This window comes from Parazoarcus communis (genome assembly GCF_003111645.1).
Lineage (GTDB): Bacteria > Pseudomonadota > Gammaproteobacteria > Burkholderiales > Rhodocyclaceae > Parazoarcus > Parazoarcus communis_A.
In genome coordinates, this window is record NZ_CP022187.1 from 795,666 (window position 1) to 812,307 (window position 16,642).

Here is a 16,642-nt window from a genome sequence, read left to right on the forward strand (position 1 = left end):
GCGCCGTCACTTCGCAAACAGTTGGCCCATATCCTTGAAAGCCTTGAACTCCAGGGCGTTGCCGCAGGGGTCAAGCAAGAACATGGTGGCCTGTTCGCCGACCTGCCCCTTGAAGCGGATATAGGGTTCGATCACGAACGCGGTGCCGAAGGACTTCAGGCGCTCGGAAAGTGCTTCCCATTGGCCCCACTCGAGTACGACGCCGAAATGCGGAACGGGTACGTCGTGGCCGTCCACCGGGTTGGTATGGGCGTGTTCCTGCGCGGCTGTAATGGGGTGCTCGTGGATGACCAACTGATGGCCAAAGAAATTAAAATCCACCCATTGCGCGCTTGAGCGCCCTTCTTCAAGGCCGAAGACTTCGCCATAAAAACGACGTGCAGCGGGGAGGTCGTGGACGGGGATGGCGAGGTGAAAGGGGGACAGACTCATTGGATGACTCCTGAAAAATGGTGTGTGTTTCTGTGGGGGGCAGCAATGCGGGTTGCCGCCCGACCGGGACGCAATCAGATTGAGGGAATCAGCCCGCCATCAATGCGGACGGTTGAGCCCGTCATGTATGAAGCGCGCTCGCTGGCCAGAAAGGCGACGACGTCTGCGTACTCTTCGGGCCTGCCGTAGCGCCCGAGCGGAATGGTCGCGGCGCTTTCGGATTCGACAGCAGCGAGGCCGCGTCCTTCACGCTGGGCGCGGGCACTGTCGAGGAACTGGGTGCGAGCTGTGGCAATGCGCCCGGGCACCACGACATTCACCGTGACCCCGTCCCGTGCGACATCCCGTGCGAGGGTCTTGGACCAGCCGACCAGCGACATGCGCGCCGCGTTGGACAGGCCAAGATTGGGGATGGGGGCGATGACGCCGGACGAGGTGCTGGTGATGACCCGGCCCCATCCGCGCGCGCGCATGCCCGGCAGAATCAGATCGGTGATGCCGATGACCGACAGCACCATGGACTCGAACGCGTTGCGCCAGACATCGGTCGAGTGACCATGAGCTGGCCCCGGCGGCGGACCGCCCGTGTTATTGACAAGGATGTCGATACCGCCGAGTTCCGCGAGTACGCGCTGAACCCCGGCTGTCCATTCTTCGGGTTTGCCCAGGTCCCAGACAAACGTGTGGGCAACGCCGCCTGCCTCACGCACTCTGGTTGCTGCTGCGGAAAGTGATTCCGCGCTTCTGCCGGCCAGACATACCACTGCGCCTTCGCGCGCCAGCGCCACGGCAATGGCGCTGCCCAAGCCGCCACCTGCACTCATGACGAGGGCGCGCTTACCCGTGATGCCCAGATCCATGCTTCCTCCGTATTGGTTGACCTGCAGTGCCGTCGGTCGATGCGGTAGGATCCTAAAGGGACGTACGAAAAAATAATATCAATATATTTTTGAGTAAAGCACAAAGGAAATTTGTGAATGATTCGCGAACTGAAGACCCTCGTCGTCGTCGCCCGGGAAGCCAGCTTCGCTGCAGCGGGTGACCGGATCGGCCTTACGCAGGCGGCCGTCAGCGCACAGATGCAACGTCTTGAGAGGGAACTCGGATTCACGCTCTTCGAACGCGTCGGACGCTCGGCACGGCTCAACAAGATGGGGCACCAGCTTCTGGTCCAGGCACAGGAACTGATCGCGCTCTACGACAACCTCGGAACCACGCCGCCGGGCGTTTCCGCTTCCGTGCTGGTCAGTGTCGGTGCCATCGCCTCTGTGCAGCGGACCCTGCTGCCGGATGCGCTGGCAGGATTTCACCGGCAGCACCCGGGATGCCGCACACGGGTTATTCCCGGTCTGTCAATGGAACTGGTGAACCGGGTGGATGCGGGCGAGATTGACATGGCGGCAGTCATCCGGCCTCCGTTTTCGATGCAAAGTGACCTGTGCTGGACGGCACTGGCACGCGAGCCTTTTCGGCTGGTTGTCCCGCGCGATGTGGCGGGGGATGACTGGGCCGCGCTGCTGTCCCGGCACCCGTTCGTCCGCTACGATCGTGCGTCCTTCGGCGGGCGGCAGGTGGACCGGTTTCTGCGGGAGCGGCAGTTTGTTTTGCGTGAGGTTTGCGAGGTCGATGAGCTTGAAGCCATCGTCAAGCTCGTGGCCAATGGCGTCGGCGTCGCGCTGGTGCCCGAAACGTCGATCTTCAGGCGCTGGCCGGCAGCAGTGCGTGCCATCGACCTTGGACCGCACACCTTCCATCGCGATGTCGGCCTCGTGCACCGTGCGGTCGAGACACTCAGCGAGCCGGTGAGGGGGCTGGCCGCCTTGATCAGCACTTTGGCCCAAGGCACGCTGACAAGACCGCTCAAGCAGCACTGATCTTGTGCGACCGTTGCCGCTGCACCAGCGTGCAGCGGCAACGGTCCTGGGCGGTAACCATGGGGGACGCCGCAGCCCAGGACCGTGGGCTTGCCCCCTGCTGCGGATCAGCGTCCGGCGGCCTGCAGGGTCTGCAGGGTGAAGTCCTTCGAGCTCATGCCAGGCACGTTGGTTTTCCAGGTAGGCGAATCGACCAGGAACACGGTGGCATGGTTGCGCTGGAAGTCGATGATGGCGCCGCCGGCTGTGCGGATGTCGGTGAAGCCATCTTCGGCCTTGGCCGGGTGGGAGTGGAATTCCATGAACTTCCAGAACTCACCCTTGCGGTTGTAAGCCTCGCCGTAATAGATGCGCGGATACTTGGTGTCCACATACAGCACTTTCTTGCTGTAAGGATGCTCGGACGGCGTCGTGGCTTCGATGACGTAGACTTCACGCGGCTCGAACTGGTTGTTGTTCATGTTCCAGAACGGGGCCTTGTCCTCCAGGACCGGATACTTGTCGGCGAAGTTCTTGCCGTTCTTGTTCCACAGCGGTGTCTTGCTGTTGGCCACTGCGAGCACCCAGCGCTTGCCGAGCATCTTGTAGCCCGGATACCAGCACGGACGAGCGTTGAAGATCTCGAGGTCGTCCTGCAACTGGTCGGAAGAGCCGATCGGGTCCATCCAGGCGCCACCGGAGAGACGACGGACGCGTCGAACGGCGGGGATATAGGCCCACACGTCGTTGACCTTGACCGAGTCGTACATGACGGTGAAGGTGCCGAGGCCCTTCATGTCCGATGGGGACTTGAAGTACAGCAGTTGGCGGCCGCGTTCGCTGCCGTCACCTTCGACGGCGTCGCCGGTGAGGCGACCCTTCATGGCATAACGGGTGAACTCGGCAACGGGTTCGGCATGGACGCCCTTTTCACCATCGATCAGCACCTGAGTGAAGTTCGGGACGTAGGCTACATCGCCGGTCAGCTGACCGAGATGCCAGTTCCAGATCACTTTTTCTGCGGCCTGGGGATCCTTCTCGTCGATGTTGGGGAAGGGCTGACCTGCACCCCAGCCGTCAACCTGACAGGTTTCCGAGTTGATCTTGGTCTTGCCTGCGTTGGCCTGCGAGGCCTTGACCCAGGTGGGGTCGAGCGGAATGGCCTTTGACTTGGCCAGCGGCAGCTTCCAGCCATTGTTGCGGATCCGCCATTCCATGCGCTCGCTGAGCATGCTGGCAATGGTGTGGCCTTCAAACGTGTCGTTCTTGATCTTGTCGAGGTTCTCGGCCGAGATGATCGTACCTGCCGGCAGTTCAGCCGCATGGGCGGGAAGGGCTGCCAGCATCATTGCGGTGACCAATGAAGCAAGAAGGGGCTTGTGCAGTTTATTCATGTGGAGTTCTCCGTCTGGGTTCAGAACAGGTAGGTCAGGCTGGTGTAGAGCTGGTCGCGCTTGTGGAAGTAACCGAACAGGCTGGCGTTGTCGCAGGTGTTCGCGCCGGATTGGCACTTGTTGCTGTCTCTCCAACTGTCGTTCCAGAACTTGTCGTACTCGACTTTCCAGCGCCAGTTCTTGGCCACTTCCATCGTGACCGAAGGCACGGCGAATCCGCCGCCGTAGGTCAGGTCGCTGCCAACCACCAACTCCGGTTTGATCCGTCCATTGTCATAGCTCAGGCTGAAAATGCCGGTGAGCAGGAAGGAGTGCTCCTTGGTCTTTGCACCCCAGCCAACGGAGTTGAGTAGCCTGTCGTCGCTGTCGTAGTTCTGAATCCACTTGTCGAACAGCTGGACTGAGAAGAACATCGGCTTCTCGCTACCGAGCAGGCTCTGGGTGAAGGACAGGTTCTTGTCCATGCGCAGCATCCACGTCAGAACGTCCTTGCGCGTGAAGCCGTCAAAGCCAGGTGCGACGAGTTGCGAGGCGAGGGAGCCGGGAACCGCTGAAAAGTTGTAGGGCGCATCCTTCACGTACGCGACTTCGGTGCTGAATACGGCATCCGCCCATTCCGCATAGCCACTGGCAGTCATGCCGAATACGTCAACCACGGGGTAGATGATGTTTCCGAACAAGCCGGTGGTATCGGAACGTCCCTGGGTGTTGACGCTGCTGGTGCCGGGCACGCCGTTGAACTTGCTGGTGCCGTTCATGATGGGGCTGGGCCAGAAGGTCTTCAGGTAGGACAGCGAATAATTGATGTCGCCTGCCATTCCGCTCCAGCGAATGCCACCCGTCGGCTTGCGTTGATCGCCCTTTTTGTTCTCGAAGTCGTAGGGGTCGATATTGCGGAAATCGACGCCGGCATAGGGCTGGCTCGACCAGCGCCCGCCGTAGACTTCGAGCTCGGTACCGATGTCTTTCTTGCGGTCCCAGCCGGGCCGAATGAACATCTCGATGGCGCCGTCCAGTTCGGGCACGTCGATGTTGAACTTGGCCATGATATTGGTCTTGCGCAGTTCCTCGTTTGCGGGCTCGAGGAAGGAACGCCAGGTGTAGTCGAAGCCATGCACAAGATCATTGGCTGCGAAGAAGTCGGTTTCACCCCAGGCGATCTGCTGCTTTCCCAGACGGACGCGTGTGCGCTCGCCAAGTGGAAAATCCACATACAGTTCGCGAACCACATCGCTGATGTGGTTGCGGTTGTAGAGGTCCATGATGTCGCCATCACGGTAGTTGTTCGCGCCCATCGTCTCCAGGTGACGGAGGAACGGAGTCTGAATCTCACCGACGCCACGAAGCTTGGCGACGACGGACACATCCGGCGTTGCGCGCCAGTCGATGTTGAGGCGGGCTGTGGTGCGTGCCATGGAGAGCTTGCCGCGGTCGTCGTAACCCGGCGTGTCCTTCCAGTCCATGGTGTTCCACGACAGTTCCTGCCGGAGATAGCCATCGATCTTCAGGTTGTCGTCGGCTGCGTACAGCGGCAAGGCACAGCCTGCTGTGACCAGCGCGAGGGTCAGGCGCTTCAGCAGGTGAGGCGCGCCTGCCCGGGGTTCTCTCTTGTTGTCCATGCTAACTCCCTTGAGTTGGGTGGAAAGGTGCTGCGCGGTGAAAAAACTGTCAGGCCAGGGCCGTGCGGACGCTCGTCAGGGGCGCCGCCTGTGCCTTGCCGAAGATGAATGCGGGACGGAAAACCTTGATCACGGCAGGCATCACGAACAATGCCGACATTGCCGAGATGCAGAGCCAGATCGCCATCAGCAGGCCCATTTCGGCCTGGAAGCGCAGCGACGACAGCCACCAGATCAGGGTGCTGATGATGAGCACGCCGGCGGTGACGGCCACGCCCATGCCGGACGTGTGCAGTGCGTTGCGGATCGCCTCGTCCACGGTGCAGCCGCGGGCGTATTCGCCCTTGATGCGGTCGGCGATATACACCGCGTAATCGACGCCGAGCCCGATGCCCAGTGCTGCGACCGGCACGGTATTGATGTTCATGCCGATGCCCTTCCACGCCATGAAGCTGAAGGTCAGGGTGTTGGAGATGATCACCGGCAACATGAACAGCATGCCGGCCACCGACGAGCGGTAGGTGACCATGCACACCACGACCAGCACCACGAGGGCGAGCGCGATCGACTCGATCTGGCTCGACAGGATGATTTCATTGACTGCGGCGATCACGCCGATGGAACCGCCCGCCAACTGCCACTCTCCATTGGCGAGCGGGTTGTCGGCGATGAACTCCTTGATCCGTGCGACTGCGGTGCGGATGGTCTCGCCCTGGCGGTCGCGGAACATCAGGGTCACCGCACCGTTGGACGCATCGCCATCGATGAAGCGGTCCATGTCGCCCGGTTCGGAGACCGACTCCAGGATCGCCATCAGACTGCCGTTGATCGCCTCCTCGTCGCTCAACTCGAGATAGCGCGGATTGCCCTCGCGCAGCGTACGGTTCATCACTGGCAGGACGTCGGCGATGGACACTGACGCGCCCACCTCCGGCTGTACCTCGATGAAACGCTGCAGCGCGTTCATTGCCAGCAAGGCCTCGCTGGTCTTCACATAACCTTCGTGCCCGTCCTTGCCCAGCACGATGAACATCCGGTCAACACCCTGGAAACGCTGGTTGATCGCTGCTGCATCCAGGTTGTAGCGTGATTCTGGCCACAGGATCGGCGAGCCCGGTTGCGGATCGCCGATCTTCAGGTTCAGTGCGTACAGGCCGGAGCCGAGGATCACCAGCGTGCTGCAGCCGACCACGACGTAACGGAAGCTCGAGGTGCCCATCCATACGCCGAAGTCGAGCACGCGGCGCAGTAGCGGTGTGACGTCCAGCCCGTGCACATGACCGTGCGGGTGACGGATGAAGGACAGCAGGATGGGCGTCAGCAGGAGCGCACTGACCACCAGCGTGGATACCCACACCACCGCCAGCAGCGCGAGCTTCTGCAGCATCGGGATCGGGCTCATGATCACCACTGCGATGCAGGCGGCATCCGACACCACGCCCAGCATGCCCGGGCGCAGCAGGTCGCGGATCGAAGCCAGTGCCGCATCTCGCGATGTCTCGCGACCGCTTTCGATGCTGACGATCTCGTCGTTGAAACGGTTGATGATCTGCACCGCATGCGACACCGCACGCGAGGTAATCAGCATGGCGACCACGATCACCAGTGGCTCAAAGGTGATGCCCAGCAGCGCGCACATGCCCAGCGCCCAGGTGGCACTGACCGCACCCGCCACCAGCGGCAGCAGCACGCTGCGCCAGGTACGGAGGATGATGAACAGCATCGCCAGGGTTGCAACCACGGCCAGTGCGATGATCTTCATGGTCTCTGGCAGGTAGTGGTTCACCCAACCGAACAGGATGGGATCGCCCACCATGCTGACCTGCACCTTGTCGTTCTCGAAGCCCTCGGCGAGGGCCGAAACTTCCTTGAACACCTTGCTGTAATCCACCTCGCGGTCGATGAAGTCCACCGTGATCAGTGCCGCTTTCAGGTCCTGAGACACATAGGCGCCATACACCAGCGGATTACGCAGCACGGCTGCGCGCAATTCGGCGATCTCGTCCGCGCTGCGGGGGGCATCCGGCCACATCAGCGGCCGTGTTTCGATACCTTCTGTCGAGGCGCGGACCTCCTTCAGCTTCTTGCTCGCGAGCGAGATGATCTGGAAGGGATTGACCGCCGACACTTCGCGCAAGCCAAGGGTGATGCCGCGCACCGTTTCCAGCACTTCGGGCTGAAAGATTTCGCCTTCGCGTGCCTCGACCATGATCGTGACCATGTTCGAGCCGCCGAAAGTGTCCTTGAAGCGCTCGTGGGTTTGGATGTAGGGGTGGTTCGAGGGCAGCATGTCCTCGAACACCGTGCGTACGTCTACCTTCAGTGCAAAGATGCCTAGCACGATGGTGATCAGGGAAATCAGCGCCAATACCCAGGCGCGATGTCGAATACATAGCTGTCCGAACTGATTGATCATAGGGGCGCGTCCACCAGGGATGAAATGCAAGGGGAAAAGGGCTGCGTCAGGGCGCTCTATTCGGTCGGCTGCGAGGCGTGGTTGCCGACAGGGCTCCATCGCCCGTTGGCCCAAAGACCGACGTTGGCGCCGGCGAACCAGGTACCTTCAGGCGTTGGAAGCGCGCGCGTGTGCCAACTCATGTCGTGGCTGTCGAACCGCCCGTGACGAATATCGCTGACGGCAGCATCCGCGCGCAGCCAGATGCCCTGATCTCCGGCCACCATCCAGCTCGCATGCGCTGCATCCCAGACCACGTCAAAAAGGTGAACGGCGACGCCGCTGTCTGCGCTCTGCCAGCTCTGTCCGCCGTCCCGGGTGACCAACACCACGCCTTCCAGGCCAACCGCCATTCCGTTCAGCGGGTCACGAAAGGCAACCGCCATCAGCGAGCTTTCCACCTCGGACTTGTGCTCGGTCCAGGTCTGGCCGTTGTCAGACGAGTACAACATCTGGCCGAATTCGCCGACCACCCAGATCTGTCCGTCGCCTAACAGGGCAAGGTCGTTCCAGGCGTTGTCTTCTTCGGGGCGGCGGCGCTCCCACTGCTTGCCGTAATCCGTCGAGTGCAGCAAGGCGCCCATCTCGCCCACGGTCCACGCCACGCCGTCGGCCGCCACGCGCACCCGCACCAGCTTGTTGGCGACCTCAGAGCGCGGTGCGTTGGTGGTGGGCACCCAGCTTTGTCCACCGTCCCCGGTGGTGATGATCACGCCGTCGTTACCGACGGCGATGCCGCGGGTGGTGTCCCAGGTTGCGATGTCCTGAAGCGACTTGCTCGTGCCGCTGGCGAGCAGGCGGGTATCGCCATTGGGACTCAGGGCGACAATCTTGCCGCCGCTCCCTGCCAGCCACAGACCTTTGTCGCCATTGCTGGCGAGGCCGTAATACTGATCGCGACGCTCCAGTACGGGAGGCTGCACGGTCTCGCCGACCGGTTGCGGCTTGATGAAGAAGGCTGCCCACAGCAGGGCTGCGATGATTGACCACGGCAACAGCATGATCACCGTGTCAGCAAGCAACTTCGCGGGGCCGCGTTTCGAGTGCGTCTTCGACGACATCGACATCGCGGAAGGCGGGGTTACGTTTTCGGGGATTCTGTCCATTGGGAGGGGCTCGTTTGGCTCGTCGTTCCGCCGCCGTTGGGTACGACGGGTCATGGCCGCAAAACTAGGCTTTAGCTCCGGACAGGGCTATCCATTCAACGCATGCCTTATCCAATTTGTGCAAGTGATGTCCGTGGCCTGCATTCAGGTCTGTAAGTTCACGTGAACTATTGAGTCAGGAATAGTTGTTGCTTAAACGAAAACGTAGTGCCTATTTCGTCCACCTGCGCACTACGTGCGCCCAAGTTGATGATCGGAAAGTGTTTTTCTGCACCGTATGGGTGCGATGACGCACGTTTGGAGTGCATGAGTGTTTGGTTAAGCACCAACTGGCGATGGGAATTCCCTGCATAAAACGGAGAGAAGCAGACATGAACTTCGATACGCTTGCACCGCAGCCCGTACCCGGCGAACTGCTGTCCCGCTATCCGGTTTTTCATACTGATGATATGGACGAGGCCCGTCGCCGGGGGGCGGACGTATTCTGTGATCATCGCCTTGACTTCGCGGGTGCGGATCGTTCCTTCGATGCCCGCATGTGCTACCGCCGCCTGCGCGGCATCGGTTTGGGGCGGATGACCTACGGCGGCGATGTCGCCATTGATCCTGGCCAACTTGATGCTTTCACCCTTGTGCAGATGCCGCTTAGCGGACATGAGCGGATTCGCTGCGGCAACATCGCCATTGACTCCTGTCCTGGTGTTGCGTCAGTGGTCAGTCCCAAGCGGCCGGTCACGATGCAACACCGTGCAGGCACAGAAAAGATTTTTATCCGTATCGACAGCGGGGTGCTTGAGCGCCACTGCATCCAGCACCTTGGGTACGAGCTTCGCGACGCCATCGACTTTCGGGTCGACATGCACCTCGATAGTGTCGCTGGGCAACGCTGGATGCGTGCGGTGCAGTGGCTGTTCGCTGAGGCCGAACATGATGGTGGAGGAGAGGGCGCGATTGCTTTGAGTTCGCCGCTACTCGCGGCGCAGATCGAGCAGATGCTGATCTCGATGCTGCTGATGTGCCAGCCGAACAACTACACTGATCGTTTTCAGGATCAGCCTCCGTCAATTGCACCGGCCTTCGTTAAGCGTGTCGAGCAGTACATCGAAGAGCATGCCGATGAGGCGCTGACAATCGTCGATCTTGCCGAACATGTCGGTGTCAGCAGTCGTTCGCTGTTTGCAGGATTCCGGCGCTTCCGCGACACCACACCCATGAACTATCTGAAGGAAGTACGCCTTAAGCGGGTGCACGACGCGTTGCTGCACAGTTGGGCTGGCGACACCACGGTGACACGTGAGGCCATGCGCTGGGGCTTTTCCCACCTTGGACACTTTGCCACCGCATACAAGCGGCGTTTTGGTGAATCGCCGTCTGACACACTCACACGCGGCTGACGCAAAAAAATACCCGAGTGCATCGCACTCGGGTATCAAGCGAACGGGGTGTCCGGTTAGGGACGGGGTCTGGAGAGGTTCCCCGTTCGGGCAGAGAGGCGGTTACTGGCCCGGGACGAGCGCGATGACCCGTAGCGGGCTGCCGGAGCCATTCCGGATTTTCAGCGGCGCAGCGAAGATGATTGCGCCCTGGGCAGGCAGCTGGTCGAGATTGGTCAGGCACTGCAGACCGTAGCGGTTGTTGCCATGCATCAGGTAGTGGCAAGGGAAGGGCATGTCCCACGCAAAGGATTGCCCGGCGTCGGTATTGATCGACTCCACGCCGAACCCGAACACGTCGCGTTCATCGATCAGCCACTGAACCAGCCCCTGCGCGGGCCCCGGCGTATGGGGGCCATCTTCGCGCGCATTGACGTATTCGTCGGGCATCGCACGCTTGGACCAGTCGGTGCGCAGCAGCACCCAGGAGCGGGCGGGAATCCTGCCGTGGGTGGCTTCCCAGCGTTCGACGAATTCCACCGTCAGCAGGAAGTCCGGGTTCTCCGCCGCTTCGCGGCTGCAGTCGATCACGCAGGCATGCGCCACGAAATTCTCCGGCGGAATCGTATCCACCGCGTTGTTCGGAAAATCCTTGCCGCTCACCCAATGTACCGGCGCGTCGAAGTGGGTGCCGGTGTGCTCCGACATTGAGAAGTTGTTCCAGTACCACGCCGGGCCGCGCTCGTCGTAGCGCGAGATCTCTTCCATCCTGAACGGCCAGCACTGGCCGAACTGGGGTGGCAGCTGGAGCGACGGGAACTCGGGCGACAGGGTCTGCGTCAGGTCGACGATGCGAATCTGTCCGGTCGCAAGCTCGAGAGCGAACTGCGACAGTGCGCTGGTGGCGGTCATGATGATCTCCCGGGAAGTTGATGACGCATTGTTGTGCATCGTCGCCGACGGGGAAATCCGAAAAGCGCGAGCGGCTAACCCTAAAGCGCAAATGCTGCGGGGCAGGACGGAGCCGGCAGATTGATCGAGTATGTCACCAAAGAATTAGGCAGATGGATGGCCCCGCAACTACTCGCAGACTTGAGACTCAGGTCTGATATATGCATTGCTGCGCCGCCGCACGTTCTTCGTGGAGTGCGAAATTACCCACAACGATATAGCAGGTTTTCCGCTAGAGTGCAGTCATTGGCTTGCTTGGCTGCCTGGACGCAGCCATTGACGCATGGAGTTCGTATTGGCTGATTTGCACAAGATTACCGTTCGTCCCGACCACAGTGGGTATCGGCAGCCTCATCCGTCGGCCTCCGGCGAACGCCGGCTGGTGGCCGGTGCCGTTCGTATCGGCTTGATGCCGCCCCTCACCGGACTGGTTGCCTTGTACGGGCAGGAGATCGTCTGGGCGGCACGGATGGCCTGCGACGAGATCAATGAGCGCGGCGGTGTGCTTGGGCGACCACTCGAACTGGTCATCGAGGACGACGGCAGCCTGCCTGATACGGCGGTGCCCGCTGCCTTGAGGCTGGTGAATGAGCATCGCTGCGCAGCCATCATCGGCAACCTGCTGTCCAATTCGCGGATCGCGGTGGCGGAGCAGGTTGCGGAGCCGCTGCACATGCCCTATCTGAACTTTTCGTTCTACGAGGGCAGCATCTCAGGGCGCTATTTTTTCCACATCGCTGCGCTGCCGAACCAGCAGATCGAAAAGATGATTCCCTTCATGGCCCGTCGTTACGGGCTCAAGATGTTTTTTGCAGGGAACAACTATGAGTGGCCGCGTGGGTCGATCGACGCGGCCAAGCGTACGCTCAAGGGCATCGAGGGCGATTGCCTCGGCGAGGAGTACCTGTCGATCGGTGCCAGCGATGACGAGATCCGGCGCTTGCTCGAAATGGTCGCGCGTTCCGGTGCCGACGTGTTCGTGCCCTATTTCGCCGGAAATGATCAGATCAGGCTGCTGACCTTTTTTGCGGCAATGGGATTGTCGAAGCGGATGGCGGTGGTGATGGGCCACTTCGATGAAATGATGGCGAGTTGTCTGCCGCCCGAGGTGCGGGAGGGGTTGTATTCAAGCAATACCTATTTCATGTCGCTTGATAGCGCTGAAAACCATCGCTACCTGCAGCGCCTCGCCCGTGAGCCGGATATCAACGGCATCTGGCCGGAAGGGAATGGGATCCTGACGAATTTCGGCGAGGGTGCCTATCTGTGCGTCCATGCATTTGCGGAGGCTGCCGAGGCGGCTGGAACGGTGGAAGCCGAAGCTCTGGTCGATGCGCTGGAAAGGGTGCGAATCACCGGACCGCAAGGGCGGGTTGACATGGATGCGGCGACTCACCATGCGGTGGTCAATACGTATCTGGCGCGCTGCACGAGCAGAGGTGATTTCGAGATCACTGAGCATTTCGGTCAGATTGCGCCTGTGATTCCGGAACGCTATCGGGCGCGATCGATGGCTGCACAGTTACCTGGGTCGTCGCCGATGCCCGGTCTCGCGGCGGACATCGCTTCGGCGGTGGCAAGTGCCCAGCGCACGCTCGGTACTGCGCAGCAGATTCTCAGCATTGCGGATATGGGTGTCCTGGCGGCGAGCGCCGATGGCACCATCAGCGAGGCCAACCGAAATATCTGCGAGATCTTCGGCTATGCGGAAGGTGAGATGCTGGGAATGTCGGTGCATCAACTCTTGCCGCCACATTTCCGTCAGCGCCATGTGGAACTTGTACGGCACTTCCTGGACGGCGATGAGACCGAGCGCCGCATGGCAGGCCGTACGGAAGTGATGGGTTACCGCAAGGATGGCAGTTTCTTTCCGCTCGAAGCTTCGATTGCCAAGGTACGGAATGGCGACGATTGGTTGCTCGTGGTCACCATGCGCGACGTGACCGAGCGCAAGAAGGCAGAAGAGGAGCTGACGCGACGCGCTACTCACGACCCATTGACCGGTCTGCCCAATCGAACCCTGATCCGGGAGCGACTGGTCAATCTCCTCCTGCGCTCCCAGCGCACCGGCCTTCCGGTTGGCCTCCTGTTCGTCGATCTCGACGGATTCAAACTGATCAACGATACCTACGGGCACGAAGCTGGCGACAGCGTGCTGCAGACGGTGGCTGCCCGGCTCATCGAACTGGTGCGGCGGGGGGACATGGTGTCGCGACTGGCCGGCGATGAGTTCCTGATTTTGTGCGAGCAGGTCGATGCGCCGGCCACTTTGAACGGTCTTGCCGACCGCATCAATGAAAGGCTGCGGCAGCCCTTTGAATACGATGGTTTGCCGATGTATGTCTCGGCCAGTATCGGTATTGCGCTTGGTACGGGAGACACGCATTCTGCCGACGGCCTGATGCATCACGCCGATGCAGCGATGTATGCGGTCAAGGAAAAGGGACGGGACGGCTGGCAGTTTTTCAGCGAAGCCCTGCAGGAGCAAGCCAGACAGCGGCTCATGATCACCAATGGCCTGCGCACGGCGATCGAACGCAATGAGTTGTCGCCGCGTTTTCAGCCGATCGTCGCTGCCGAGAGCGGGCGCATCGTCGGTGCCGAACTGTTGCTGCGCTGGAAGCCGCCGATGGGTGAGGTCTCGCCTGCCGTATTCATCCCGATCGCGGAGTCGACCGGCGCGATCGTGCCGATCGGCGCCTGGGTATTTCGGGCTGCATGCCTGGCGGAAGTCGACTGGCGACAACGCTGGGGCGAACGCGCGCCCTATGTCTCGTTGAACCTTTCGACGCGACAGTTGAGCGAGGTAAGCCTTGCCGACGACTTTGCATCGATCCTGCAGGAGACGGGTGCCGACCCGGCCCGGTTGCTGCTTGAAATCACGGAATCGTCGCTGATGGCCGATGTCGACGCCAATTTGCGCATCCTGCGTCGCCTGGCCGAGTTTGGTCTGCGGGTGGCGGTGGATGATTTCGGCACCGGGTATTCCTCGTTGGCGCAATTGACGCGGCTACCGGTCAATGTGCTGAAGATTGACCGGGCGTTTGTCGATGGCATCAACAAGAGTGCCGAGAGCCGCACCGTCATCCGCGCGGTGATCGGCATGGGGCGTGCCCTTGGTCTCAAGATGGTTGCCGAAGGGGTCGAGGACGCTGCGCAGTGGCGCGAACTCTGCGGCTATGGTTGTGACTTCTTACAGGGCTATTATTTCCAACGTCCCCTCGAAGCGGAACGTTTTATCGAGACGGTGGAAAGTGCTTCAGGCGACGATCCTTCGCATGAGACTGATTCGCTGTACTTCTTGCTCTATGTCAGCCGGGCGGTGACACCGCTCTCTGCTGAGGTGCTCGACGCGCTGTGCAACAAGGCAGGGGAAAATAATCGCAACCTCGGCATTTCCGGCTGTCTGGTGTATCAGGATGGCTGCTTCATGCAGATGCTGGAGGGGAGGCGAGAGCACATTACGACCGTCATGGAGCGTATTCGGGCCGATGAGCGGCATCGGGATATACGCATCGTCATCGAAGGGCCAGCCCAGCGCCGAATCTTCCCCGACTGGGGCATGGCATTGCGCGATCTGGAGATCGACAATCAGCCGGATTTCTCAGGCTGGCAAGGTCGCCGCATCGACTTTCTCGAGTTGGCAGACGATGCGCGCGCCTGTTACTACCATGTCACGGCGTACGCATGCGCCAACAGCGTCTCAGACCGTTGGAGCAGAACTCAACCCGATCCGCTTGCTTGACTGGAAGAACAATACGTCGTTGAAGGCGGTTTTTCCGCTCTTCGTCATGGGCAGACTCTCATTCCATGGCTTGCAGGTCGTATGACCGTTCCCGTTCTGGTTCGTGGGCGGCGAAGACCGGTCGCGGGCCCGCAGTCGCAGGATCAGGGCGTCTTCAGCCGGACCTGCCGGTGAACTGGCGGCCCTGGCCCGGCCGCTCTTGTCATTACCGCTGCGCTGCCAGCGGGTGCCCCCGACGCAGTTTGTTCCCAAGCGCATACCCCTGCACCTGAGCAGCACGGGTAATGAGCAGGTACTTGAAATACCATCCGGCTGAAAGTGCCAGGAGGGCAGCCACAGCGGAACCCATGCCAGCCACGGGCGGTAGCGCAATGGCCGCTGAGCACGCGATCATCGGGAGTGCCGTTCCGCCGATCAGCGCGCGATGCACGACGCCGAGCGTGGTCCGTGTGGACCGCGGCGCGTCGGAGGCAAGCATGCGCGCGCGGTAGATCCACCATGCACCGAAGCGCAATGCGACCAGCGCGAGCAGTGCGGCGGGCATGCCGGGGCGCGGGGTGCCGGCAGCCAGGTCTGCCAGCATCAGGAGGGCGAGGCCTTCGACCAGGCCGGTGCTCACGATCAGGCGCACGATGCTCGGTTCGCGCCAGGCGGGGATGCCCTTGGCGGCGCGCAGGATGCGACCCTGGCAGTAGAGAAAGAGCAGGCCCGCCAGCGCGGCTGCGTATGCCGTCGCCGCCATGCCGGTGGCGATGGTCGCGAACACGAGAACGGCGATCAGGCCGGCGACGAAGGCTTCGCGGGTCATCCACGAGGTCTGCGGATGAAAGAGCACGTTGAAGGCGCGCCACGGGCGGCCGATCTCGGTCCACACAAAGGCAAGACCTGCACCGATCAGGGCCAGCGCGACGACGAGCAGGTGCCAGTCGGGGGCCGCCGGCCAGGCGGTGAGCACGGCGATGGCGAGCAGGGCGGCGCCGGCGCCGCCACAGATGAAGTTGCCTGCGGCACGGCCGTCCCAGCTGGTCTGGTGAACCGTGCCGAAGCGGGCAAATTTCTCATTGATCATTTTTCGTTCCAGAGATAGAAGAAGCCCGGATCGGTACCCAGTTCCTCATGCATGCGAAACCAGGTGTTCTCGGTCAGCAGTTCGGAGACCTTGCTGTTGGGGTCTTCGAGGTCGCCGAAGGTCAGCGCATTGGCGATGCAGGCGTTGGCGCAGGCCGGGGTGGCATCCGGGTCGATGCCCGGCGTCAGTCCTTTCGCCAGCCCGGCGTCGACGCGGTCGGCGCAGAAGGTACATTTCTGCGCGACACCGATGCGGCCGGCATCGAAGCGGATGGCTTCGTTCTCGGTCGGAGTGTCGCCATAGGCGAAGCGGGCTTCCTCCACCTTGTAGCGCGCCTGGTAGGGACAGGCTACCGCGCAGTAGGAACAGCCGATGCAGATGTCGTAGTCGATGGTGACGATGCCGTCCTTGCGCTGGCCGGTGGCGGTGCTGGGGCAGACCTCCATGCATGGTGGGTCGGAGCAGTGCTGGCAGCCGACGGGCATGAACAGTCGGTCCACATTGGGGTACTCGCCCATTTCGATATCGAGCACCTTGCGCCACTGCACGCCCGGTGGGGTGGCATTGGTGTGGCGGCAGGCGGCGGTGCAGGTCTGACAGCCGACACAGCGGTTGAGGTCTGCAACCATTACATAGCGGGTCATC

At 61.4% G+C, this 16,642-nt stretch carries 12 protein-coding genes; 3 read left to right on the forward strand and 9 right to left on the reverse strand.

Annotation, left to right across the window (positions count from 1 at the left end; genetic code table 11):
• Positions 1–6: 6 nt before the first annotated feature.
• Both CEW83_RS03710 and CEW83_RS03715 read right to left on the reverse strand, forming a co-directional pair.
• Positions 7–432, reverse strand: coding sequence for a VOC family protein (locus CEW83_RS03710; protein WP_108948138.1), 426 nt, complete (start codon positions 430–432; stop codon positions 7–9).
• Between the two features lie 74 nt (positions 433–506).
• Positions 507–1,292, reverse strand: a complete 786-nt coding sequence (locus CEW83_RS03715) for an SDR family oxidoreductase (RefSeq protein WP_108948139.1) — start codon at positions 1,290–1,292, stop codon at positions 507–509.
• A 117-nt stretch (positions 1,293–1,409) separates the two neighbouring features.
• Between CEW83_RS03715 and CEW83_RS03720 the strand changes: the two genes are divergently transcribed.
• Positions 1,410–2,306: a LysR family transcriptional regulator gene (locus CEW83_RS03720; RefSeq protein ID WP_108948140.1), complete on the forward strand. Its 897-nt coding sequence runs from the start codon at positions 1,410–1,412 to the stop codon at positions 2,304–2,306.
• Positions 2,307–2,413: 107 nt separating this feature from the next.
• On the opposite strand, the gene CEW83_RS03725 is transcribed toward CEW83_RS03720, so the two are convergent.
• Genes CEW83_RS03725 through CEW83_RS03740 form a run of 4 tightly spaced genes read right to left on the reverse strand, consistent with a single transcriptional unit; the run spans position 2,414 to position 8,859 of the window.
• The gene (locus CEW83_RS03725; protein ID WP_108948141.1) at positions 2,414–3,679 is read right to left on the reverse strand and encodes a DUF1329 domain-containing protein; all 1,266 of its coding nucleotides are present in this window, start codon (positions 3,677–3,679) and stop codon (positions 2,414–2,416) included.
• Between the two features lie 20 nt (positions 3,680–3,699).
• Positions 3,700–5,298, reverse strand: a complete 1,599-nt coding sequence (locus tag CEW83_RS03730; protein WP_108948142.1) for a DUF1302 family protein — start codon at positions 5,296–5,298, stop codon at positions 3,700–3,702.
• 49 nt (positions 5,299–5,347) lie between these two features.
• Positions 5,348–7,714, reverse strand: a complete 2,367-nt coding sequence (locus tag CEW83_RS03735; protein ID WP_108948143.1) for an efflux RND transporter permease subunit — start codon at positions 7,712–7,714, stop codon at positions 5,348–5,350.
• Between the two features lie 56 nt (positions 7,715–7,770).
• Entirely contained in the window at positions 7,771–8,859 is a 1,089-nt protein-coding gene (locus tag CEW83_RS03740) for a YCF48-related protein (RefSeq protein WP_234418981.1), read from the reverse strand.
• Positions 8,860–9,230: 371 nt separating this feature from the next.
• Here CEW83_RS03740 and CEW83_RS03745 point away from each other — a divergent pair, with 371 nt between their 5' ends.
• Complete coding sequence (locus CEW83_RS03745; protein WP_108948144.1) at positions 9,231–10,253, forward strand: AraC family transcriptional regulator; 1,023 nt, start codon at positions 9,231–9,233, stop codon at positions 10,251–10,253.
• Positions 10,254–10,355: 102 nt separating this feature from the next.
• On the opposite strand, the gene CEW83_RS03750 is transcribed toward CEW83_RS03745, so the two are convergent.
• The gene (locus CEW83_RS03750) at positions 10,356–11,144 is read right to left on the reverse strand and encodes a cyclase family protein (RefSeq protein ID WP_108951183.1); all 789 of its coding nucleotides are present in this window, start codon (positions 11,142–11,144) and stop codon (positions 10,356–10,358) included.
• Positions 11,145–11,592: 448 nt separating this feature from the next.
• Between CEW83_RS03750 and CEW83_RS03755 the strand changes: the two genes are divergently transcribed.
• Entirely contained in the window at positions 11,593–14,928 is a 3,336-nt protein-coding gene (locus tag CEW83_RS03755; protein WP_108951184.1) for an EAL domain-containing protein, read from the forward strand.
• A 205-nt stretch (positions 14,929–15,133) separates the two neighbouring features.
• On the opposite strand, the gene CEW83_RS03760 is transcribed toward CEW83_RS03755, so the two are convergent.
• Positions 15,134–15,997: a DmsC/YnfH family molybdoenzyme membrane anchor subunit gene (locus tag CEW83_RS03760; RefSeq protein ID WP_108948145.1), complete on the reverse strand. Its 864-nt coding sequence runs from the start codon at positions 15,995–15,997 to the stop codon at positions 15,134–15,136.
• Positions 15,994–16,641 (reverse strand): 4Fe-4S dicluster domain-containing protein, encoded by a 648-nt coding sequence (locus tag CEW83_RS03765; protein ID WP_108948146.1) that lies wholly within the window; start codon positions 16,639–16,641, stop codon positions 15,994–15,996. Before CEW83_RS03765 ends, CEW83_RS03760 begins: the two co-directional genes overlap by 4 nt.
• Position 16,642: the final 1 nt, after the last annotated feature.